The 20,398-nt window shown below is 58.9% G+C and carries 23 protein-coding genes and 1 pseudogene; 12 read left to right on the forward strand and 12 right to left on the reverse strand.

The window, feature by feature from the left end:
* The first annotated feature begins 363 nt into the window (after positions 1-363).
* A complete protein-coding gene (locus tag DK871_RS23715; RefSeq protein ID WP_161906840.1) occupies positions 364-783 on the forward strand; it encodes an organic hydroperoxide resistance protein in 420 nt (139 codons plus the stop codon).
* Positions 784-849: 66 nt separating this feature from the next.
* Here DK871_RS23715 and DK871_RS23720 read toward each other — a convergent pair whose 3' ends face one another.
* Both DK871_RS23720 and earP read right to left on the reverse strand, forming a co-directional pair.
* Positions 850-1,422: an elongation factor P gene (locus DK871_RS23720; protein ID WP_003172723.1), complete on the reverse strand. Its 573-nt coding sequence runs from the start codon at positions 1,420-1,422 to the stop codon at positions 850-852.
* A gap of 49 nt (positions 1,423-1,471) precedes the next feature.
* Complete coding sequence (gene earP, locus DK871_RS23725) at positions 1,472-2,605, reverse strand: elongation factor P maturation arginine rhamnosyltransferase EarP (RefSeq protein WP_161906841.1); 1,134 nt, start codon at positions 2,603-2,605, stop codon at positions 1,472-1,474.
* Between the two features lie 132 nt (positions 2,606-2,737).
* On the opposite strand from earP, the gene DK871_RS23730 reads away from it, so the two are divergent.
* Positions 2,738-3,106, forward strand: a complete 369-nt coding sequence (locus DK871_RS23730) for a hypothetical protein (RefSeq protein WP_161906842.1) — start codon at positions 2,738-2,740, stop codon at positions 3,104-3,106.
* A 14-nt stretch (positions 3,107-3,120) separates the two neighbouring features.
* Positions 3,121-3,603 (forward strand): GreA/GreB family elongation factor, encoded by a 483-nt coding sequence (locus tag DK871_RS23735; protein WP_056789316.1) that lies wholly within the window; start codon positions 3,121-3,123, stop codon positions 3,601-3,603.
* A 124-nt stretch (positions 3,604-3,727) separates the two neighbouring features.
* Here the strand turns inward: DK871_RS23735 and cysB are convergent, their stop codons facing one another.
* The 4 genes from cysB to DK871_RS23755 form a co-directional block, all read right to left on the reverse strand.
* The gene (gene cysB, locus DK871_RS23740) at positions 3,728-4,702 is read right to left on the reverse strand and encodes an HTH-type transcriptional regulator CysB (RefSeq protein ID WP_003189876.1); all 975 of its coding nucleotides are present in this window, start codon (positions 4,700-4,702) and stop codon (positions 3,728-3,730) included.
* A 103-nt stretch (positions 4,703-4,805) separates the two neighbouring features.
* Entirely contained in the window at positions 4,806-5,306 is a 501-nt protein-coding gene (locus DK871_RS23745) for a universal stress protein (RefSeq protein ID WP_161906843.1), read from the reverse strand.
* A 165-nt stretch (positions 5,307-5,471) separates the two neighbouring features.
* Positions 5,472-6,434: a putative 2-dehydropantoate 2-reductase gene (locus DK871_RS23750; protein WP_161906844.1), complete on the reverse strand. Its 963-nt coding sequence runs from the start codon at positions 6,432-6,434 to the stop codon at positions 5,472-5,474.
* The gene (locus DK871_RS23755) at positions 6,431-6,817 is read right to left on the reverse strand and encodes a thioredoxin (protein WP_161906845.1); all 387 of its coding nucleotides are present in this window, start codon (positions 6,815-6,817) and stop codon (positions 6,431-6,433) included. Before DK871_RS23755 ends, DK871_RS23750 begins: the two co-directional genes overlap by 4 nt.
* Here DK871_RS23755 and DK871_RS23760 point away from each other — a divergent pair.
* Entirely contained in the window at positions 6,816-7,250 is a 435-nt protein-coding gene (locus DK871_RS23760; protein ID WP_003189872.1) for a PilZ domain-containing protein, read from the forward strand. The two genes, DK871_RS23755 and DK871_RS23760, sit on opposite strands and share 2 nt — an antisense overlap.
* A gap of 130 nt (positions 7,251-7,380) precedes the next feature.
* Positions 7,381-8,457 (forward strand): 3-deoxy-7-phosphoheptulonate synthase, encoded by a 1,077-nt coding sequence (locus DK871_RS23765; RefSeq protein WP_003189871.1) that lies wholly within the window; start codon positions 7,381-7,383, stop codon positions 8,455-8,457.
* 69 nt (positions 8,458-8,526) lie between these two features.
* Here the strand turns inward: DK871_RS23765 and DK871_RS23770 are convergent, their stop codons facing one another.
* Positions 8,527-8,808 (reverse strand): GNAT family N-acetyltransferase, encoded by a 282-nt coding sequence (locus DK871_RS23770; RefSeq protein ID WP_003189869.1) that lies wholly within the window; start codon positions 8,806-8,808, stop codon positions 8,527-8,529.
* A 612-nt stretch (positions 8,809-9,420) separates the two neighbouring features.
* On the opposite strand from DK871_RS23770, the gene oprI reads away from it, so the two are divergent.
* Together oprI and DK871_RS29345 are read left to right on the forward strand one after the other, a co-directional pair.
* The gene (gene oprI, locus DK871_RS23775) at positions 9,421-9,672 is read left to right on the forward strand and encodes an outer membrane lipoprotei OprI (RefSeq protein WP_003172710.1); all 252 of its coding nucleotides are present in this window, start codon (positions 9,421-9,423) and stop codon (positions 9,670-9,672) included.
* Between the two features lie 51 nt (positions 9,673-9,723).
* Positions 9,724-9,849 (forward strand): annotated as a pseudogene (locus DK871_RS29345) (outer membrane lipoprotein carrier protein LolA); the annotation flags it as partial.
* Here the strand turns inward: DK871_RS29345 and DK871_RS23780 are convergent.
* From DK871_RS23780 to DK871_RS23790, 3 genes are all read right to left on the reverse strand, one after another.
* Positions 9,845-10,810 carry a L,D-transpeptidase family protein gene (locus DK871_RS23780; RefSeq protein WP_161906846.1) on the reverse strand — a complete coding sequence of 322 codons (966 nt, stop codon included), beginning with the start codon at positions 10,808-10,810 and terminating at the stop codon, positions 9,845-9,847. The pseudogene DK871_RS29345 and the gene DK871_RS23780 sit on opposite strands and share 5 nt — an antisense overlap.
* A 97-nt stretch (positions 10,811-10,907) precedes the next feature.
* Positions 10,908-11,201 (reverse strand): hypothetical protein, encoded by a 294-nt coding sequence (locus DK871_RS23785; RefSeq protein WP_003189866.1) that lies wholly within the window; start codon positions 11,199-11,201, stop codon positions 10,908-10,910.
* A 58-nt stretch (positions 11,202-11,259) separates the two neighbouring features.
* Entirely contained in the window at positions 11,260-11,865 is a 606-nt protein-coding gene (locus DK871_RS23790) for an arylesterase (RefSeq protein WP_161906847.1), read from the reverse strand.
* Between the two features lie 10 nt (positions 11,866-11,875).
* On the opposite strand from DK871_RS23790, the gene DK871_RS23795 reads away from it, so the two are divergent.
* Both DK871_RS23795 and DK871_RS23800 read left to right on the forward strand, forming a co-directional pair.
* Positions 11,876-12,559 (forward strand): ABC transporter ATP-binding protein, encoded by a 684-nt coding sequence (locus DK871_RS23795; protein ID WP_003189864.1) that lies wholly within the window; start codon positions 11,876-11,878, stop codon positions 12,557-12,559.
* A complete protein-coding gene (locus tag DK871_RS23800) occupies positions 12,559-15,069 on the forward strand; it encodes an ABC transporter permease (protein ID WP_161906848.1) in 2,511 nt (836 codons plus the stop codon). Before DK871_RS23795 ends, DK871_RS23800 begins: the two co-directional genes overlap by 1 nt.
* A gap of 37 nt (positions 15,070-15,106) precedes the next feature.
* Here the strand turns inward: DK871_RS23800 and greB are convergent, their stop codons facing one another.
* Positions 15,107-15,586 (reverse strand): transcription elongation factor GreB, encoded by a 480-nt coding sequence (gene greB, locus DK871_RS23805; RefSeq protein WP_161906849.1) that lies wholly within the window; start codon positions 15,584-15,586, stop codon positions 15,107-15,109.
* Positions 15,587-15,710: 124 nt separating this feature from the next.
* Positions 15,711-16,751 (reverse strand): hypothetical protein, encoded by a 1,041-nt coding sequence (locus DK871_RS23810; RefSeq protein ID WP_161906850.1) that lies wholly within the window; start codon positions 16,749-16,751, stop codon positions 15,711-15,713.
* Positions 16,752-16,991: 240 nt separating this feature from the next.
* Here DK871_RS23810 and DK871_RS23815 point away from each other — a divergent pair, with 240 nt between their 5' ends.
* From DK871_RS23815 to DK871_RS23825, 3 genes are read left to right on the forward strand one after another with little or no spacing between them, the layout of a single operon-like run.
* Positions 16,992-17,918: an ABC transporter ATP-binding protein gene (locus tag DK871_RS23815; protein ID WP_161906851.1), complete on the forward strand. Its 927-nt coding sequence runs from the start codon at positions 16,992-16,994 to the stop codon at positions 17,916-17,918.
* Entirely contained in the window at positions 17,915-18,640 is a 726-nt protein-coding gene (locus tag DK871_RS23820; RefSeq protein WP_161906852.1) for an ABC transporter permease, read from the forward strand. The genes DK871_RS23815 and DK871_RS23820 overlap by 4 nt, the downstream gene beginning before the upstream one ends.
* Before the next feature lie 17 nt (positions 18,641-18,657).
* Positions 18,658-20,394, forward strand: a complete 1,737-nt coding sequence (locus DK871_RS23825) for a Gldg family protein (protein ID WP_161906853.1) — start codon at positions 18,658-18,660, stop codon at positions 20,392-20,394.
* Positions 20,395-20,398: the final 4 nt, after the last annotated feature.

The raw sequence follows: 20,398 nt of genomic DNA on the forward strand, positions 1-20,398 counted from the left end.
CCCCAAATCCCTGTCGAATTCCGGCCAGCGTGGTTTAACGGGGCGCCTAAGATCAAGATCAAAAGCAGATCAAGAGCAAGAGCAGCTCGCTTCGCATCGTGGGTACCGGGGGGCTGCTACAGCCCACAAAGTTATGTAGATACCTATGCTGCGATTGCGGCGAATCAGTCAGTATTTTCAGGGCTGACACACCGCAATCGCAGGCAAGCCAGCTCCCACTTTTTGCTCTGTGGTGCCCCTCAAATTTTTTTCACCTAAAAAAGCTGAAAATTTAACTTGCGCGCAAAACATTAGCGCTATACATTCGCCTCACTAACTACTTAGCGCGCAAATGTTTAGCGCTAAAAAACAGAGGAACGCCCCATGCAAACGCTCTACACCGCAGTAGCCACCGCCACTGGCGGCCGTGATGGTCGCGCCGTTTCCAGCGACAATATCCTCGACGTCAAGCTGTCGACTCCAAAGGAGTTGGGCGGTGCCGGTGGCCAGGCCACTAACCCCGAGCAATTGTTTGCTGCCGGCTACTCCGCTTGCTTTATCGGCGCACTGAAATTCGTGGCCAGCCAGACCAAACGCAAAATCCCGGATGACGCGTCGATCACTGCCCACGTGGGCATCGGCCAGATCCCTGGCGGCTTCGGCCTGGATATCGACCTGCATATCAGCCTGCCGGGCCTGGCCCAGGATGATGCGCAAAGCCTGGTCGACGCCGCGCACCAGGTCTGCCCGTACTCCAACGCTACCCGTGGCAACGTGGATGTGCGCTTGTATGTAACGGTCTGATAAACAGACGCCCATGAAAAAGCCCGACTCAAGGTCGGGCTTTTTTTCGTATCGCCGGGGCCAGAATTACTTCTTGGCGCGACCTTTGTACGAACCACCTTCACGGGTGTCGATCTCGATCAGGTCGTCGATTTCGATGAAATCGGCCACTTGCAGTTCGGTACCGTTGCTCAGCTTGGCAGGCTTCATCACCTTGCCGGAAGTGTCGCCGCGAGCGGAGCCTTCGGTGTAAGCAACCTTACGCACGATGGTGGTCGGCAGCTCTACGGAAACCAGGCGCTCTTCGAAGAAGATAGCTTCGCAGACGTCTTCCATGCCTTCTTCAATGAACGGCAGAACAGCTTCGATATCTTCAGCGTTCAGCTCGTACATGGTGTAGTCAGTGGTGTCCATGAACGTGTAGGTGTCGCCGCTGATGAAGGACAGGGTCGCTTCTTTGCGGTCGAGGATCACGTCGTCCAGTTTGTCATCGGCGCTGTAGACGATCTCGGTCTTGTAACCGGTCAGCAGGTTCTTCAGCTTGGTCTTCATGATTGCGCTGTTACGACCAGACTTGGTGAACTCAGCTTTCTGAACCAGCCAAGGGTCGTTTTCGAGACGGATCACTGTACCGGGTTTCAGTTCTTTACCAGTTTTCATTGCGTATATCCGAAATTTGGATGGGATTGACAAAAATCAAGGTGGCGTATCATATCCAACTTTCATAAAACTGTACCAGCGCCGTCGCAAGATCGGCCTGCAAGCCTTGTTCCAGACACCAGTTCTGCGCGTGCTGGCTGACCTCGGGCCAATGTTCCAGCAGCATTTTCCAGGACTGTGCCATATCGCCATCAGCGTTCCAGGCTTGCCAGAGCGTAACGATGGCAGCCTTGGCGGCCGGCGAAAGTGCGGCGGTGTACAGTTCCAGGAAGGCGTCGAGCTTGTCCAGGTGGATGTCTTCGTCCTGGCGGTAGATGTGCCACAGCAATGGCCTGCCCGCCCACTGGGCACGCACGAAAGAGTCCTCGCCACGCACGGCGTTGAACTCGCAGCACCATAGCAATCGGTCATATTGCTCCTGACGCACGAATGCAATGACCTGCACGGTCAGCGCACCACGCACCTGGATGTCGCCTGCGGACAAGCTGTTCACGCCCAGCCAGCGTTGCACATCCCCCAGAATGCGCCCTTCCGGCACCAGCAAGTGCGTCCCACGCCCATCGGCTGCCAATACGTCCAGCCAGCCGGCCAAGCCGTCATTCTCATAGGCAAACAGCGACATCAAACGCGCGCCGGCCGTCGGAGCAACCCCCAGGCTTTGCAGGAACTGTTGCTGCGCGACGTCATCCTGCTGAAATGCCTCGCGGCGCTCCAACAAGCCGGCTTCGCGCAACAGGCCGCCGGTGCCAGGGCGAAAACCGGGGAAGAAAAAGTATTTCTGCACGCCTTTGTACTTCACCGAAGGCAAGCGATGGCAGCCCACCACCCAGTCTTCGGCGCTGAGGTAATCGAGGTTCATCCACAATGGCGCACGCTCACGCTCGGCCATGCGGTCCATGTACTCAGGCGGTAGCTGGCAAGCGAACGCGGCAATCACCACATCGGCAGGGTGTGCGCCCGGCCATTCGGCCGGCCAGTGACGCACTTGCACGCCCTCTTGCCATTGCCGGCCCGCCTGCACATCAATGTCCGGGCACATGCGTTCGAAGGCGCGCAGGTCGTCGACCCACAAGCGCACGTCACAGTCATGCTCCACCACCAACTGCCGGGCCAGGCGCCAGGTCACGCCGATGTCGCCGTAATTGTCGACGACACTGCAAAAAATATCCCAGCGGGCTTTCATTCCGGGCTCCATCGATCAAAGGTCTGATTGTCCGCATAAATGCGTGGATGCAGAAGGCTTGATAGCGATTATTCTGCACGGAGGCTGTGCGACAATCAGCGCCATGCCGTCAATGCCTGCCAGGAGGCCCTTATGTCTGACCGTCCGCTGTCGCTGTTCAAGCTCTGCATTGCGATTGCCGCCGGCGTGTGGCTGGGGTTTATCGCCATTGCGCTGACCACCTGGCTGGCGTCTCGCTACCTGTTCCCCCAGAGCCTGGCGCCGGTGGCCGAGGCGGTTCAGCAATTGGGCAAACCGGCGATGGTTGAGCCGCAGCCACCCAACCGCCTGTTCGAACAGTACCAGCAGAACCTGCAAAAACAGGCACAACAACAGGCCTTGGACCAGGCACGAAGCAACGCGCGTAATCTGTCCAACCCCAAATGCCAGTTCTGGCTGCAACAAGACCAGAACGCCCCCAATGAAAAGACGCGGGCCAATGTCCTGCAATTCTGCGATTGATGCCAACTACCGCCATGAATAAACACGCCGTGCTCCAGTTGATCCTGGAAAAACTCACCATCGACCTCGACATCGTCCAACGCGCCGCGCAGACCGCCTACGAAACCGCGACCCACGAAGAAAACATCGCCGAGAACAAATACGACACCCTCGGCCTGGAGGCGTCATACCTGGCCACCGGGCAGGCCCGGCGAGTGGAGGAGATCAAGCAATCGCTGGTGCTGTGCCAGAACCTGCAGCTACGTGCATACGATGATCAACGCGGGATAGAGACAGGCACGCTGGTAGGCCTGGAAGACGAGGACGGTCGCCAGCAATGGCTGTTCCTGGCGCCGGATGCAGCGGGTTTGAAAGTGGATGTGGTCGGGCAACCGGTGACCGTCATCACGCCGCGCTCGCCCTTGGGCAAAGGCCTGCTGGGCAAGCGTATCGATGAAGAGGTGGAGATTCTGGTGGCCGGCGCTCGGCAGTACTTTACGGTGACCGAGGCCAGATAACCTGCAGCCCCTGTAGGAGCGAGCTTGCTCGCGAAGGAACACAAAGGGCGCCGCATACAACCTGGCGCCCCGCGTTATCGTTGGCGATCTTCGCGAGCAAGCTCGCTCCTACAGGGTAATCGTGTCAGTGGACGGGCAATTCGACGCCGTCGAACAGCTCTTCCAGCTCTTGCTTGTTGTGGCACTGGATCGCCTTGGCCATCACTTCGCGGGTCAGGTGCGGTGCGAACTTCTCGATGAAATCGCACATGAAGCCGCGCAGGAAAGTACCGCGACGGAAACCGATCTTGGTCACGCTGGACTCGAACAATTCGCTGGCATCCAGCACCACCAGGTCTTTGTCCAGGTTGGTGTCGACCGCCATCTTCGCAACGATCCCGACGCCCAGGCCGAGGCGCACATAGGTCTTGATCACGTCGGCATCGGCAGCGGTGAACACCACCTTGGGCGTGAGGCCGCGATGGCTGAAGGCTTCGTCGAGCTTGGAACGGCCGGTAAAGCCGAACACATAGGTCACAATCGGGTATTCAGCCAAGGCTTCCAGGGTCAGCTTCGGCAACTTGGCCAAAGGGTGCCCCTGGGGCACAACCACGCAACGGTTCCAGCGGTAGCAGGGCATCATCACCAGGTCGCCGAACAATTCCAGGGCCTCGGTGGCGATGGCAAAATCGACGGTGCCGTCAGCGGCCATCTCGGCAATCTGCATTGGCGAACCCTGGTGCATGTGCAGGGCTACGTCCGGGTATTGCTTGATGAAATCGCGGATCACCGGCGGCAGTGCATAACGTGCCTGGGTGTGAGTGGTGGCGATCGACAAGGTGCCTTTCTTCTCGTTGGAGAATTCCTGGGCAATCTGCTTGATGCTTTCGACTTTACGCAGGATCTCGCCGGCGGTGGTGATGATACGCTCGCCAGCCGGAGTGACGCGGGTCAGATGTTTGCCACTGCGTGCGAAGACTTCGACGCCCAACTCGTCTTCGAGCAGGCGGATCTGCTTGCTGATACCAGGCTGCGAGGTGTAGAGGCTTTGAGCGGTAGCGGAAACGTTGAGGTCGTGGTGCGCCACTTCCCAGATGTAGCGCAGTTGTTGAAGCTTCATATCAATCCCTCAAAGCAGATAGACGCCACGGGTATCAGCGACGGTATATAACTATATTAAAGGTTTGGCGGATAAATCTAGAACTTTTTATCGTTTTTACCGATCAATTGTCGTCACTGCGCCGCCGCTGCAGCGACGGCACCAGGTAAACCGGCACCGGAGACAACTGCAACACCCGTGCGGCGGTACGTCCAAGGGGGACGGCCACGCCGGTTGCCTGGCTATGACTGCCGACGACCAGCAAGTCGACGGACAGTTTTCGCAACTGGTCGAGAATCACCTCGCAAGGGTCCCCCTGGATCACCTTGACCGAGCGAATCCATTGCAGGTCCTGCTCCCCTTCCCCCCACTCCTCGCGAAAGCTGTCCAGCACGCGCTGTTCAATCGTCGCCATCACCGTGCTCAGCCCCTTGCTCTGCCATTCGCTCAAGGCGGCCTCATCAAGGTAGCTCTGCAACACCGATTCGGCGAACAAGCCGATGGGCTCGACCACGTGGATCACATACAGGTCAGCCTTGAACGTTCGCGCCAGCGCCAATGCGTGTTGCATCACATAGGGTGCATACAGACCGAGGTCCGTGGCAAACAGCATCGAACGAATCATAAAACCTCCTGGACTGCCAGGATGGCGGGGATGGAATGAGCTTAGCAGCTAGCGCTCGGTCTGGATTCTCAACTCATTAGGGCTTCCAGCCCGACGGCCTGGTAGAAAGGACATCGCCAGCACCAGCTTGTCACCCAACCCCTTCGCCATAATGACTCCCCCCAATCAGCGGTTGTGCCGATCAATAAAACACAAGGCCTGGTACAGCGCCTGCATGCGTGGCAGTTCGCAACCGGCCGCTTTGGCTGCGGCCAAGGGACGGGCGTAGATGGCCGCCAGTTCCAACGGTCGCTTGTGCAGGTGGTCGTGATACATGCTAGGCAGATAGTCGTCCATGGTTTCGGTCATGGCGAACATCTGCCCGGCGTAACTGGCAGCAATTTCATGCCCGCAGGCATGCGCGCCCTGCACCACCTCGGCCATCAGCGCCTGGATCAACTCGCGGCTGGACTCATCGGCCATCATGGCCGTGGTGCCCGTGCCCAGCAACACCGAGAGGCCGTTGAACGGCACATTCCAGACCAGCTTGTGCCAACGCGCCAGATGCACATTGGCCATGGCCTGAGACTCGATGCCGGCTTGATGAAACAGCCCGGCGCCGGCTTCGACAATCGCCTGTTGCTGCGCCTCATCGTTGGCCGCCGTGCCGCTGTGATAGCCCAGGTTGACCCGGCCCAACGCCTGATGCTCGACCACACCGGGGGCCGAGCGGTGCACACCGATGTAGCACAGGCCGCCCAACAGATGCAGCGACGGCGGCAGGTGTTGACGCAGGCTGTCTTCCACATCGAGGCCGTTTTGCAGGAGCACCACTTTGGCGTCCGGCGCCGCCACCTGGGCGATGGTCGGCGCAAGGTCCACATTGCCGGTGGACTTGGTGCCCACCAATAGCCAGTCGCACGGCGGCATGTCGGCGGCGCTGGCATAGGCCTGCACCGGATGCAGGTGCAGTTGCCCATGCACCGTACTGTTGACGTGCAGGCCATGCTTGCTCACCGCGGCGTATTCGCTGCGCAACAGGAAATGCACGTCGAAGCCGGCACGCGCCAGCATCAGTCCGTAGTAACCACCAATGGCACCGGTGCCGATAATGCCAATGCGTGGCGACGGGGCTGCAACTGCTGTCATGGCAAATCCTCTGGTGTTCGGGTTAGCGCCTGGTTTACGCATTCGGCGAGGTCGGACGCTGTAAGACGTGTCTGCAATTGCCCAAGGAATTGACCCTGGCACACCAGGAACAACGCCGGCAAATGAAAGATCTGGTAGCGTTGCACCGCACCGCCGTTGTGCCCGGCATCCACCCAGCACACGCGGTCCACCGGCAACTGCCAGCCGGGTAACTGCTGGCGTGCCCAGCGGCAACTGGCACAACCGACACTGGTGAACACTACCAGCGAAATACCTGGCAATCCCAGCAATTGCTGGTCAATATCCAGGTCGGTCAATTCCAGTTCCTTCACTATACTGCTGCCATTGCCGTCAACTGGACGGCGCTCGGAGTCCGTGTACATGGGTCGTTTTTTACCTCACCCTGATGATGTCGCTGTCGAGTTGATCCAACGTCCCTCTCCCGCCCTTCCCCGCCAACGCCTGCACACTATCGGCCGTGGCGGCATCGCCTGCAATTGGCCGCGTGCCTGGCGCGCCGGCACGGCGGTTGATCTGCATATCCCTTCCCTGGGGCCCAGCGCCCGTTATCCGGGCTATGTTGCCTGGTGCCGCAAGGTCGAACAGGGCTATCGCATCGGTATCTGCTTTACCGACGAACACGCCTTGTTCGGTGCGCGGATGGGCGAGCAAGTGTGCCAGATCGAACGTTACTGCCGCCTGCACGAAGACGCCGAGCCAACGCCTGCACAACTGGAAGCCATGGCCCGTGACTGGGTGTCGCGCCATGCCGGCGAGTTCTCCCATGAGGCGGTTGTGCAACCAGCGCTGGATTAAACCGGGCTTTGCCCATTGTCGCGGGCCCGTGTTACGCGCTAAGGTTCCTCCCCCCTGCATTCAAATCATGCTGTGCCCGCCGCACGGGGATAGCTGGCGGCCGGCACCCGTGACCCTGGCGAGTAACACGATGGCTGATTTACCGATCAATGACCTTAACGTTGAATCCAACGAGACCCTGATCACCCCCGATCAGCTCAAGCGCGAAATCCCCCTGAGCGACGCTGCCCTGCAGACCGTCACCAAGGGCCGCGAAGTCATCCGTGACATTCTCGACGGCACCGACCACCGCCTCTTCGTGGTGATCGGGCCCTGCTCTATCCACGACCTCAAGGCCGCCCACGAATATGCCGAGCGCCTCAAGGTACTGGCGGCTGAAGTGTCCGACACCTTGTACCTGGTCATGCGCGTGTATTTCGAGAAGCCGCGTACCACCGTCGGCTGGAAAGGCTTGATCAACGACCCGTACCTGGACGACTCCTTCAAGATCCAGGACGGCTTGCACATCGGTCGCAAGCTGCTGCTGGACCTGGCTGAAATGGGCCTGCCCACTGCCACCGAAGCCCTCGACCCGATCTCCCCGCAATACCTGCAGGACCTGATCAGCTGGTCGGCCATCGGCGCACGCACCACCGAATCCCAGACCCACCGCGAAATGGCGTCCGGCCTGTCCTCGGCCGTAGGCTTCAAGAACGGCACCGACGGCGGCCTGACCGTGGCGATCAATGCGCTGCAATCGGTCTCCAGCCCTCACCGTTTCCTGGGCATCAACCAGGAAGGCGGCGTGTCCATCGTGACCACCAAGGGCAACGCCTACGGTCACGTGGTGCTGCGTGGCGGCAATGGCAAGCCCAACTATGATTCGGTCAGCGTCGCCCTGTGCGAACAGGCGCTGAACAAGGCCAAGATCAAGCCAAACATCATGGTCGATTGCAGCCACGCCAACTCCAACAAAGACCCGGCGTTGCAGCCGTTGGTGATGGAGAACGTTGCCAACCAGATCCTGGAAGGCAACCAGTCGATCATCGGCTTGATGGTAGAGAGCCATCTGAACTGGGGTTGCCAGGCAATTCCAAAAGACTTGGCCGACTTGCAGTACGGCGTGTCGATCACCGATGCCTGTATCGACTGGTCCGCCACCGAAACCACCCTGCGCAGCATGCATGCCAAACTCAAGGACGTGTTGCCCCAGCGCAAACGCACCTGAGCCTGTACCTGTTTCGCGCACACAAAAACGCCGGGCTAAGCCCGGCGTTTTTTATTGGCAACTGGTCAGTTACAGCTTCGCGGCATGGCGCTGGTGGCGCTCCATGTAGCGTTCGACGTAGGAGCACGACGGGATCACCGTGTAGCCAGCCTCTTCGGCAAACTTCAAGGCTTCCTCGGTCAACGCCGCCGCAATGCCTCGCCCCCGCAGTGCGTTGGGCACGAAGGTGCGATAGATATCCAGGGTCTGCTTCCCGAGGTCCATGTAGGTCAGGTAGGCACGATGACCGTCCACATTGGTCTCGAACTGATGACCAGCCTGGTCATGGTGGATGGACAACGCCTCGCTCATCACTACTCCTCGCGGGTCTGAATTAACGACCCTACCTTACCGATGTTTTTCCGGCGAAGGAACATCTACGCCACCCCGTGCCGGTTTCGACAGCGAGAAAACCGTGAGCGCTCACAACCAGCACATAGGGAATAGTAGGCACCAATCCTGAAATTGCTCAAGGCGCACTCGTCATTCCCCGCCGCTGGCGGATATAGAAAGGGCCTCGATCACTCGGTGACCGATAGCCTGAACATTGCCGGCAGTTGAACCTTGAGACGAACTGGCGCTCTTAAAGTCACCTCTAGATGCGCAAAAGATGCCTGGCGCAGTAAAGCCAAGGGCAACCAAAGTGCCCCGCTTCGTTATATAAAATTTCATCTGTTTACAAGGCTTAACACATGCGGGCCGGCCCTTTCAGCCTGGATCCAATGTCCGTCGAGGTGCAAAAAATTGGACGGTTTTCATACAAACCGTCAAAAGATTAGCCAAAATAGATTCGGCACAAGAAATTTTTTTGCTTCTTGCGCAACGTCAGTTTACTTACTACAAGTAATGGGTAGTATGTACGCCGGCTATTAGCTCACTCTGAGAAAGTAGCCATTAAATTGAAAGTCCTTGAAGGGGAACACGATGAACAACGTTCTGAAATTCTCTGCTCTGGCTCTGGCCGCAGTTCTGGCTACCGGTTGCAGCAGCGTCTCCAAAGAAACCGAAGCTCGTCTGACTGCAACTGAAGACGCAGCAGCTCGCTCCCAGGCCCGTGCAGACGAAGCCTACCGTAAAGCTGATGAAGCTCTGGCTGCTGCTCAAAAAGCACAACAGACTGCTGACGAAGCTAACGAGCGCGCTCTGCGCATGCTTGAAAAAGCAAGCCGCAAGTAATAATCCTTCGGGGTTGTTATCAAGCCGATCCATTTATGGGTCGGCTTTTTTTTGCCTTTGATTTGGCACGCGCCACCTGTAGGAGCGAGCTTGCTCGCGAAGGTGGTCAACGATGACGCGGGCGTCCTGAATGACAGCGGCGCCCTCAGGTTTTTCGCGAGCAAGCTCGCTCCTACAGCAGGTCGGCCGGCGTACTTGAGGTCACCGGGGCCGCACCTGGCACACCAATTTCGGTCGGCAAGCCATCCTCGGCGGCGACCACATCGCGCACCTGGTCCCAGTTGACCCGCAGGTTATTGGACAGGTCTTCGCGCTTGAGCAACGCATTGATAACTGCGGTGTGCTTGTCGACCACCGATGGCGTACCGTCATCGTTCAACGGCGTGTGGGCTTCAAGGTAGACCTTGCCACCGCTGCTGCCGAACTTGTACGCGTCATTGATGATGCGCACTGACGTGCCCACCGGCACCATACCCGCCATTTCCAACACGTTGTTATTGAACATGCGGAAGCAACCGTGGCTTGTTCGCGTGCCAATGCCAAACTTCATGTTGGAGCCGTGGATCAGGTAACCCGGCGTGCCCAGGGTGAACTTGAACGGCCCCAATGGGTTGTCGGGGCCGGCAGGCACCACGTTGGGCAGCGGGTCACCGTTGGCGGCGTGCTCGGCCTTGATCGAGGCCGGTGGCGTCCAGGTCGGGTTCGGCGTCTTGGCGATGATACTGGTATGAGCAATCGGCGAGCCCCAGCCTTCCCGGCCAATACCCAGCGGGAAGGTATAAACGACGTTTTGGCCTTTGGGATAGTAGTAAAGCCGGTATTCCGCCAGGTTGATCACAATGCCTTCCCGCGGCCCGGGCGGCAGGATAAAGCGGGTGGGCAGCACAATCTCGGTGCCCGCACCCGGCAACCAGGCATCGACACCCGGGTTGGCCGCGACCATTTCCGAATAGCCCAGGTCATAGGTAGTACCCAGGTCGGCAAAGGTGTCTTCGTACTTGGCCTTGATCACTTGGACCTGGCCGACAATGTCCTCACCGGGCGGTGGCAAGGGCAACTGCAAGGCCGCCGCCGAACCCGCCGCACAAAGCGCAGCAAGAGACAGGCAGCAGGTGACGACGGAAAGGCGCGACAACATCCGGAAAATCCTTCGCAAGACGACGGGTAGGTTAAAAGCGAGCTACAAGCTTTCAGCCGCTAGCTTACAGCTTATAGCGCCAAGCTTGCAGCTGCTTCTATAACTCGAAGCGCAGCTCCGGCCAGATCGGCGGCGTGCCGCGCTTTTGCGATTCGAGAATCGCCCGGCATAAAGGGCAGAGTCGCTGGTCCTGGAAGATCGAGCGGTTGACCGATGACCAACGTGGCTGTGCGGGCAATAGAGTGCCGCAGAGCGTGCGATCGATCGAGCCGCCCAGTTCCAATTGACGCGCCACCAAATGCACCCGCACTTCCTGGCAGGCGAACAGGTCCAGCTGCTCGTCCGGCTCGATCAGTTGGTAGTTAAACAGGGACCAGGCAGGGCGCGACATCGAGGGCTCCAAATCGGGGGGGCGCCACCTTAGCCGAAAGCCTGCCGGTAGAAAAGCGTCATAACAGCGGTTTTAGCGTTGGCCAGACATTTTCCAACAACTTGCCTTGCGCCGCGACGGCCGGATGCAATTGATCAGCCTGCATCAGCTCTGGATGACCGCCCACCCCCTCAAGGAAAAACGGTACCAGAGGAATGTCTTTTTCCTTGGCCAATGCACCATAGACTTGTGCAAACGCGTTGGTGTATCGAGGCCCGTAATTGGGTGGCAACTGCATCCCCAGCAGCAGCACCTTGGCACCATCGGCCTTGGACTGGTCAATCATCGACGCAAGATTTTGTTTCAATTGCGCCGGCGGCTGGCCGCGCAAGCCATCGTTGCCACCCAACTCGATCACCACCACATCCGGTTTATGCGCCGCAAGCGCCGCCGGCAGCCGCGCGAGGCCTCCTGCACTGGTGTCGCCACTGATGGAAGCATTAACCACTTTATCGTCAAAACCCTCCTGCTTGAGCCGTTGCTCCAGCAACGCGACCCACCCTTTGCGGGTATCCAGGCCGAAACCGGCACTGATACTATCGCCAACGATCAGGACTGTACCCGCCGCTGCGTTCTGGGCCATGCACATCAAGGCCAGGCCAGCACTCAAAAACCACACTCGCATCGGATTCTCCATGGGCGCAAGCATTCTCACCGCGCGAAACCTTAGCAAAGTGGTTCCCAGCGCGGAAGGTGAACTGACTATCCTGCACGAACTGAGCCTGGAACTGAACAAGGGCGATAGCCTGGCTATCGTCGGCAGCTCCGGTTCCGGCAAATCCACGCTACTGGGCCTGCTGGCCGGCCTCGACCTGCCCAGCAGCGGCGAAGTCACCCTGGCCGGGCAAGCCCTGAGCACCCTCGACGAAGACCAGCGCGCACGCATCCGTGCCGAGCATGTGGGCTTCGTATTCCAATCCTTCCAGTTGCTCGACAGCTTGAACGCGTTGGAAAACGTGATGCTGCCGCTGGAGCTGGACGGTCGCCAGGACGCCCGCGAGCGTGCCAAACACCTGCTGGAGCGCGTAGGCCTGGGCCAGCGCCTGACCCACTCGCCTCGCCAGCTGTCCGGTGGCGAACAACAACGCGTGGCGATTGCCCGCGCGTTTGCCGCCGAACCGGACGTGCTGTTTGCCGACGAGCCCACCGGCAACCTCGATAGCCATACTGGCGAGCGCATCAGCGACCTGCTGTTCGAGTTGAATAAAGAGAGCGGCACGACCCTGGTACTGGTCACCCATGACGAGCGCCTGGCCCATCGTTGCCGACGCCTGATCCGCCTTGAAGCCGGCCTGATGGTCGCGCCCCTGGAGCCTTGATGGCACGTTTGCCGCTGTTGCGTCTGTTCAGCCTTGCCATGCGTCAGTTACTGCGCGATGCCCGCGCCGGTGAATTGCGCGTGCTGTTCTTTGCCCTGCTGGTGGCCGTGGCCGCCAGCACCGCCATCGGCTACTTTGGCGCGCGCCTCAACGGCGCCATGCTGCTGCGTGCCACCGAGTTCCTCGGCGCCGACCTGGTGCTCGAAGGCAGCTCGCCGGCCCGCCCCGAGCAAATCAAATCAGCGACCGAACTGGGCCTGGATCACGCTCGCATCGTGGAGTTCTCCAGCGTTATCGCCACCGACAATGGCATCCAGCTTTCCAGCATCAAGGCGGTCAACGAGCAGTACCCGTTGCGTGGCGAGCTTAAAAGCAGCACCGAGCCATTCGGTACGCAAACCCCTGGCGGTGGTCCCAAACCCGGTGAAGCCTGGGTGGAAGCACGATTGCTGACGGCGCTAGACCTGAAAGTCGGCGACAGCATTGATGTCGGCATGAAGACCCTGCGCTTGGCGCGCATCCTGACCTATGAGCCCGACCGCGCCGGCAACTTCTACAGCCTCACGCCCAGGGTCATGATCAACCTGGCGGACCTGGACGCCACCGGTGTCGTGCAGCCAGGCAGCCGGGTGAGCTACCGCGAACTATGGCGTGCGCCACAAGGCAGCACAGCGCTGCAAACCTATCGCGACCTGGTCAAACCCGGCCTGGCCGCCAACCAGCGCCTGCAGGACTCCCGCGATGGCAACCAGCAAATCGGCGGCGCGCTGGGCAAGGCTGAGCGCTACCTGAACATGGCCAGCCTGGTGGCCGTGCTGCTGGCTGGCGTGGCCGTGGCGCTGTCGGCCAACCGCTTCGCCAGTCGACGTTTCGATGCCAGCGCGTTGTTGCGCTGCCTGGGCTTGTCGCGCCGTGAAGCGATGTTGTTGTTCACCTTGCAACTGAGTGTGCTGGGCTTGCTGGCGAGCCTGGCCGGCGCCCTGCTCGGTTGGCTGGCGCAGTTTGGCCTGTTCTATTTCCTGCACGACCTGCTGCCCGCCGACGTACCGCCGGGCGGGTTGCTGCCGGCCGTCGCCGGGATTGGCACCGGGCTGGTCGCCCTCGCCGGCTTCGCCCTCCCGCCGCTGGCCGCACTGGGCCGGGTACCACCGCTGCGGGTGTTGCGCCGCGATTTGCTGCCTATCCCCTCAAGCACCTGGATGGTTTACGGCGCGGCGCTGTTTGCCTTGGGCCTGATCATGTGGCGCCTGAGCCTGGACCTGGTATTGACCTTCGCGTTACTCGGTGGCGGTGTGGTGGCTGCGTTGCTCCTGGGTGGCTTGCTGTTGCTGTTGCTGCAAAGCCTGCGACGGTTATTGGCTCGCGCCTCCCTGCCCTGGCGCCTGGGCCTGGGCCAGCTATTGCGTCACCCGTTGGCGGCGGCAGGCCAGTCCCTGGCGTTTGGCTTGATCCTGTTGTCCATGGGGTTGATCGCGCTGTTGCGCGGCGAATTGCTCGACACCTGGCAAAACCAGTTGCCCAAGGATGCGCCCAACTACTTCGCCTTGAATATCTTGCCGGCCGACAAGGACGCCTTTGGCGCCCGCCTACTGGATGTCCAGGCGCAAGCGGCGCCGCTTTACCCGGTGGTACCAGGGCGCTTGATCAGCATCAATGGCGAACCGGTGCAGGAGATTGTCAGCAAGGACTCCAGCGGCGACCGTGCCACTCAACGCGACCTGAGCCTGACCTGGGCAGCCGACTTGCCAGCGGGTAACGTCCTGACGGCAGGTAGCTGGTGGTCGGCGCAACCCACTGATGGGGTTCCTGGCGTGTCGGTGGAAGCCAAAGTGGCCGAGAGCCTGAAGCTCAAGCTCAACGACCATCTGGTGTTCACCATCGGTGGGGAAAACCGTGAGGCGCGGGTTACCAGCCTGCGCACCATCAACTGGGATAACTTCCAGCCCAACTTCTTCATGATTTTCCAACCGGGCACCTTGAAGGATTTGCCAGCGACCTACCTCACCAGCTTCTATCTGGCTCCCGGCCATGACCAACAGATCGTCGACCTGTCACGGGCCTTCCCGGCGGTCACTATCCTGCAGGTCGAGGCCCTGCTGGAGCAGTTGCGCAGCATTCTTGCCCAAGTGACCTTGGCCGTCGAATACGTGCTGTTGTTTGTACTCGCGGCGGGCATGGCGGTGTTGTTCTCTGGCCTGCAGGCCACCCTGGATGAACGAATCCGCCAGGGTGCATTGCTGCGCGCCTTGGGGGCCGAGCGTCAGTTGCTGGTCAAGGCCCGACGCATTGAGTTCGGCCTGCTGGGCGCCGTCAGCGGCTTGTTGGCGGCACTGGGCACCGAACTGGTGACCTGGGTGCTGTACCGCTATGCCTTTGACCTGGCGTGGCATCCCCACCCGTGGTTGTTACTGCTGCCCGTGATCGGTGCTTTGTTGATTGGCGCTGCCGGAGTGTTCGGCACGCGCCGTGCGCTGAATGCCAGCCCGCTGACCGTATTGCGCGAAGGCTGAACCCGGATGGCACGTACCCAGCCAAGGGAACGTGCCATCAGGCGGGCTTCACATATTCGATCTTGATGATCCACCAGCACACCTCTCCGCCGGGGGTCTGTACGATTGCCTCGTCATCCACCTCCTTGCGCAGCAGGGCTCGTGCCATGGGTGAGTCGATGGAGATGTAATCCATGCGGTCGTAGATCTCGTCATAACCGACGATGCGAAAACGCTTGGTCTCGCCCTGTTCGTTTTCGATTTCGACCCATGCGCCGAAAAATACCTTTCCCTCCTGCTCGGGCATGTACTCCACCACCCGCATGTCTTCCAGGCGTTTGCGCAGGTAACGCACGCGCCGGTCTATCTCGCGCAACAGCTTCTTGTTGTATTGGTAATCGGCGTTTTCACTGCGATCTCCCAGGGAGGCCGCCCAGGTCACTTTGCGCGTGGTATCCGGACGCTTTTCACGCCACAGGTAATCCAGCTCTTTTTTCAGCGCTTCATGACCTTCTTTGGTAATCAGCTTGGTACTCAAACGCTTGCATCCCCAGGCAATGTCCAATGGTGCCGTTATGCCAGGGCATCATGCCCAGGCAGCGGCTGGCTGGGACTGATGATAAATGAACCCTGGAAAGTATCCAGGCCGGCGCCCCATTACCTCACCCATGCCCCTCCAGCACTTGATCCAATTCAAGCAACGTGCCCTGCATACGCTGGCGCATACCCGACAACTGCAACATCATCATCGCCAGCTTTTCGGCCTTCTGGCTGACCTCCAAGCCCTGCTCCTGCAAATAGGCATGGCGCTGTTCAAGTTCACGGCCCTTCTCTTCCAGCTGGCCCTGCTGCTGTTGCAATCGCGCCTGCCACTGTTCGAGCATCTGTTCCTTCTCCAGTACTGCGCATTTTTTTTGCGTCAGTTCCTGGGCGACCTTGGCCAGGTTGCTCAGTGCGCTGTCCATTTCGAGCAAAGAGGTATGGTCCAGCTGAGCAGGCGGGTCCAAGGGTTCGGGCTCAGGTGGGTCCAAGCGCAGGTTATTTGGCTCAACGTGAGCGTCATCTTGTTCAACCGGAACAGGCGACGCACTGCTCTCAACCTGCTCCTGCGGTATCGCGACCAGCGACCGCGCCGGTTCCTCAACGGTGTCTTCATCCATAGGCTGCGGCGCCGTCGTGGCTGAGCGCGGATTTCGCGGCGGCGCAACCATTTGCGACGAGAAGCGAATGGACGGCACGATCACTGCGCTGCTTTCGATCGCAGGCAACGCCGGGGCTGACATGCCCAGGGTGATGACCTTCATGACCAGAGCCTTCTTGATGATCACCGAGTGGTGATCCTCTGGCCTGGCCGGCGGTAACCGGCAGCCTTTCAAATCAATGAAATGAAAGGGAACCTGGGGTTCGGCAATAGGCGTCGTCTTCGAGCCGGCTGCGGCTGCCATCGTCAAGATCTGTTTGAAGACTTGCATGGCTAATTGCAGGTCCTCTTTGGAATCCACGCCGCCAAGGAAATACCGTTCAATCTTTTTACGTAATGCGGCGATATAGACCCTGGAGTGGCCGGGCTCCGCCTCCTCATCCAGGCTGTACACCAGAAAGTTGGACGCCGTTTGCGTAACAGCAAACCCGCACAACAAGGCGCCGTTAACCGGCGTCCCTTCATCGTTGCGCTCAAGAACAAGAGTACGTAGAAGCATCATGTCAATCAGGCCTCATTACAAAAAAGAAAACTTTATATAAACATCCGATAAACATCCGGGCATTAATAAGTATTCAAAACAAAACAATTGTTTCAGCGAATTATCGGAGCGAACGTAGGATTCTGCTTATTAAGCATACTTCGCGTTCCCAAGCCTTCATATTGAACGTACCCTTTTTAAAGCACTTCCCCCTACAGCCGGCCTCTCTCACACGCCCTGCAAAACTTATTCGGTAACACCATGATCGAGATAAGCAACCTGACAAAACAGCTGGGCAAAACACGCGTCATCAGCAACATGTCCTTCTGTGCCCAGCGCCAGGAGTGTGTGGGCCTGCTGGGAGAGAGCGGTGCAGGGAAAACCACACTATTGAGCTTGATCGCCGGGGCGATCAAGCCGACGGCCGGGCACATCACTATTCAAGGTTTCAATACCCATACCCATTCAACTCAAGCCAAAAAAGTCATTGGCTATCAACTTCAAGGCGGCCTCGACCATCACACGATGTCCGTCAAACACATGCTCAATTTCATTGCTGCCCTTCGCGGTTTGAGTGGGCTGGAAAAACGCAGCCAAGTGGCGCAGGTCGCCGCACGCCTGGAACTGCTGCCCGTGCTCGACTGCGCCATCAGCGCACTTTCCCTTGGTTTGAAGCGCAGAGTGGCAATGGCCCAGGCGCTCCTGCATTCACCAAACCTGCTGCTGCTGGATGAACCCACAGAAGGGCTCTGTCCTGATCAACGGCTCAAGTTCCGGGCACTCATTGAGTCCCTGAGCGAGGAAATGACCATCATCATCGCCTCCCGCCATTACCAGGAGCTGGCGGACATCTGCACCCGTGCCTTGGTTATGGCCGATGGCCGCCTGGTGGCCGATGCCTCGCTGCCCGACTTACAGCGCAGCTCCCGGCATTTCCAGGCCGTCACCCTCGCAGCAGACACCCCGCTGGACTTGCTCGCGCTGGCCGTATTGCCCGGCGTCGCCGGCATCGAAGAAGACCGACATGCACCCGGCAAGGTGACGGTCCTGGCCATGCCCGGGCATTCCATATTTCCCGCAATCAACGCGCTTATCACCCATCGCGGATGGAACATCACGTCAATGAATCTGGAGCCGGGTCGCCTGAACGATGTCGTTCACCATCTGAGCCAAGAGGTAACACCTTGAGACTGCTACCTGTCATTTTCAAACGACAACTCGCCAGCTACGCCTACTCGCCCAGCACCTATCTGAGCGTGGCGATTTTTCTCGTGCTATGCGCAGTGCTGGGACTGCATTCCAGCCAATGGATGGAGCGCAACAGCAGCGATCTGCAGGCCTTTTTCGAACTGCATCCCTGGCTCTATCTCCTGCTGGTCCCCCTGTTATCGACGCAGTTGTGGTCGGATGAATCCAACGCCAGCTTTTACGACACCCTGAATGCCTTGCCTGTCACCTCAGTGGAACGAGTGATCGGAAAATTTATCGCAGCATGGACTGTCTGTGGCATTGCGCTGATGCTTAACTTCCCCTTGGTAATTGCTGTGAATTATCTGGGCACGCCTGACAATGCCGTTATCGCTTCGCAGTTCCTGGCCAGTTGGTTGCTGGCGGGAAGTTATCTTTCCGTGGGTTGCTTGATCTGTGTACTTGCGAACCAACGCCTGCTGATTTTCTTTTTCACCCTCGGCTTGTTGCTGACCGCCAGTGGGCTTTCGTCAGTACTGGATGCACTTGAACAACAAGCACCGATATGGGTTATCGACAGTTTGATGTCCCTGGATCCCATTGCCCGCTTCAGCGCGATAGGTAACGGCAGACTCACACTGCATGACAGCCTGTACTTTATCAGCATGATCGTTGCTTTTCTGTTTGCAACCACCCTAACACTCAACTACAAAAGCAGTTGAGAAAAGGAAGACCACTGATGGGATCCGCTTTTCGTGCGGGTATGACACTTCTCGTCATATCACTGCTGTTTCTGGCACTCAATCTAGTCTGGGTACCCAAACTACCTACTGCCGAATGGGACTTTTCCCAAGAAAAAATCCATACGTTGTCGCCAGCGACGCGGCAACTACTTGCCTCACTTGAAAGCCCCCTGGATCTGTACTACTTCAATACCCTCAATGCGCCGCAAAAAAGCCAGGCATTGGAACGTTATGGCCGGCGCGTTGAAGACGTGCTCAGGGCGTTCGAAAAAGCGGCAAACGGCCTGATCAACTTACATATCATAAACCCCGCTCCCTTTTCTGAAGACGCCTACAAAGCCAGCTTGTTCGGGCTTGATGACACACAAGGATTTCTTGGTCTTATCGGCACCCGCGCGGGTCAGGGCGCCCAACGCATCGAAGCGTTCCGCCCTGAGCACGAGTCATTACTTGAATATGAGATCAGCCACCTGATCTATAAGTTGGGGCACCCTGAGCGTGCCACTGTCGGCCTGCTGTCGGGGCTGTCGCTGGATAAACCGGCCAGCGAGCTGCTGGCGTTGATGCGCGAGCAATTCAATGTGGTGGAACTGGCGGCGAACATTGCTCAGGTACCGCCATCCATCACGACATTGATGGTCATACAGCCGCACGCCTTACCTGAGCGGGCCTTATATGCCATTGAGCAATCGGTATTGAAAGGCACCCCGTTAATGATGTTCATCGACCCCGTGAGCGAGATAGGCGCTGACGCCGTGTCAGCGAACACGAGAATGGAGGGGCTGCTGAACGCGTGGGGCATCCAGATGCCGGAGGACAAGCTGTTGATCGACAATCTTTATGCCTCATCAGCCACGCCCGGTCCGGGAATGCCCAGGGTACTGCACCCTGCCCGGCTACACCTTCCGCGACAGGCCATGGCCACGACAGATATCAGCACCTGGGGGCTGGACAGCGTCATCGTCTCAAGCAGCGGCGCGCTTTCGCTAGCGCCCAAGAGCCGCTCACTGCTGACCCCACTTCTACTGAGCTCAGGGCAATCGGCCCTGTTGGACGCCAAACGCTTTGCCTCGGCGACGACATTCGACTCGCTCATCGATGAAACGGCAACTTCAGGGCAGCGCCATGTAATCGCAGCGCGCATTGAAGGGCCCGCTTACTCAGCGTTTCCCGACGGCTTCAAGGGCCAACCGCCCGGGCTGCAAAAAGCAGAACTGATTCAGATGGTAGTCGTGGCCGACACTGACCTGCTAGCGGACACTCTCAGCCAGGCACGACTCAACGGCAACGCGCAGTTTGTATTGAACACATTGGATAACCTGGCGGCGCCCGACGCACTCAAACGCATTCGACCCCGTGTCATGCACCCACCGTTGCACAGGCTGGATCAGATGCGGGACCAAGCCGCACAGGCGTATCGGAAAAATTCGCTTGAGCTGGAGCGACGACTTGAGCAGACGGAGCAAGCGTGGCGAAGGTTGAACCCACTGCACACACGGCTTATCACACAAGCGGTGGATACCAGTACCCAGTTGCAGGCACTCAACAAGGAGCGCCTGCAGTTGCCCATCGAGTTGCATGCACTCAAGGCGCAGGCCTATGCCCCGGTGCAGCGTTTCGAGCGACAGCTCAAAGGGCTGATAATCGTACCCCTTCCGCTGCTGTTGTGCCAGATTGCCTGGTTACTTTGCCTACACCAGCGCCGGCGTCGTACGCCCGCGATCTTTCACTAATCGC

The organism is Pseudomonas sp. L13 (assembly GCF_009935965.1).
Classification (GTDB): Bacteria; Pseudomonadota; Gammaproteobacteria; order Pseudomonadales; family Pseudomonadaceae; genus Aquipseudomonas; species Aquipseudomonas lactis.

Bases quoted from the DNA above. Each gene is read 5' to 3' on its own strand.
- DK871_RS23715 (WP_161906840.1), top strand. From the start codon at position 364: ATGCAAACGCTCTACACCGCAGTAGCCACCGCCACTGGCGGCCGTGAT.
- DK871_RS23720 (WP_003172723.1), bottom strand. From the start codon at position 1,422: ATGAAAACTGGTAAAGAACTGAAACCCGGTACAGTGATCCGTCTCGAA.
- earP (WP_161906841.1), bottom strand. From the start codon at position 2,605: ATGAAAGCCCGCTGGGATATTTTTTGCAGTGTCGTCGACAATTACGGC.
- DK871_RS23730 (WP_161906842.1), top strand. From the start codon at position 2,738: ATGTCTGACCGTCCGCTGTCGCTGTTCAAGCTCTGCATTGCGATTGCC.
- DK871_RS23735 (WP_056789316.1), top strand. From the start codon at position 3,121: ATGAATAAACACGCCGTGCTCCAGTTGATCCTGGAAAAACTCACCATC.
- cysB (WP_003189876.1), bottom strand. From the start codon at position 4,702: ATGAAGCTTCAACAACTGCGCTACATCTGGGAAGTGGCGCACCACGAC.
- DK871_RS23745 (WP_161906843.1), bottom strand. From the start codon at position 5,306: ATGATTCGTTCGATGCTGTTTGCCACGGACCTCGGTCTGTATGCACCC.
- DK871_RS23750 (WP_161906844.1), bottom strand. From the start codon at position 6,434: ATGACAGCAGTTGCAGCCCCGTCGCCACGCATTGGCATTATCGGCACC.
- DK871_RS23760 (WP_003189872.1), top strand. From the start codon at position 6,816: ATGGGTCGTTTTTTACCTCACCCTGATGATGTCGCTGTCGAGTTGATC.
- DK871_RS23755 (WP_161906845.1), bottom strand. From the start codon at position 6,817: ATGTACACGGACTCCGAGCGCCGTCCAGTTGACGGCAATGGCAGCAGT.
- DK871_RS23765 (WP_003189871.1), top strand. From the start codon at position 7,381: ATGGCTGATTTACCGATCAATGACCTTAACGTTGAATCCAACGAGACC.
- DK871_RS23770 (WP_003189869.1), bottom strand. From the start codon at position 8,808: ATGAGCGAGGCGTTGTCCATCCACCATGACCAGGCTGGTCATCAGTTC.
- oprI (WP_003172710.1), top strand. From the start codon at position 9,421: ATGAACAACGTTCTGAAATTCTCTGCTCTGGCTCTGGCCGCAGTTCTG.
- DK871_RS23780 (WP_161906846.1), bottom strand. From the start codon at position 10,810: ATGTTGTCGCGCCTTTCCGTCGTCACCTGCTGCCTGTCTCTTGCTGCG.
- DK871_RS23785 (WP_003189866.1), bottom strand. From the start codon at position 11,201: ATGTCGCGCCCTGCCTGGTCCCTGTTTAACTACCAACTGATCGAGCCG.
- DK871_RS23790 (WP_161906847.1), bottom strand. From the start codon at position 11,865: ATGCGAGTGTGGTTTTTGAGTGCTGGCCTGGCCTTGATGTGCATGGCC.
- DK871_RS23795 (WP_003189864.1), top strand. From the start codon at position 11,876: ATGGGCGCAAGCATTCTCACCGCGCGAAACCTTAGCAAAGTGGTTCCC.
- DK871_RS23800 (WP_161906848.1), top strand. From the start codon at position 12,559: ATGGCACGTTTGCCGCTGTTGCGTCTGTTCAGCCTTGCCATGCGTCAG.
- DK871_RS23810 (WP_161906850.1), bottom strand. From the start codon at position 16,751: ATGATGCTTCTACGTACTCTTGTTCTTGAGCGCAACGATGAAGGGACG.
- DK871_RS23815 (WP_161906851.1), top strand. From the start codon at position 16,992: ATGATCGAGATAAGCAACCTGACAAAACAGCTGGGCAAAACACGCGTC.
- DK871_RS23825 (WP_161906853.1), top strand. From the start codon at position 18,658: ATGGGATCCGCTTTTCGTGCGGGTATGACACTTCTCGTCATATCACTG.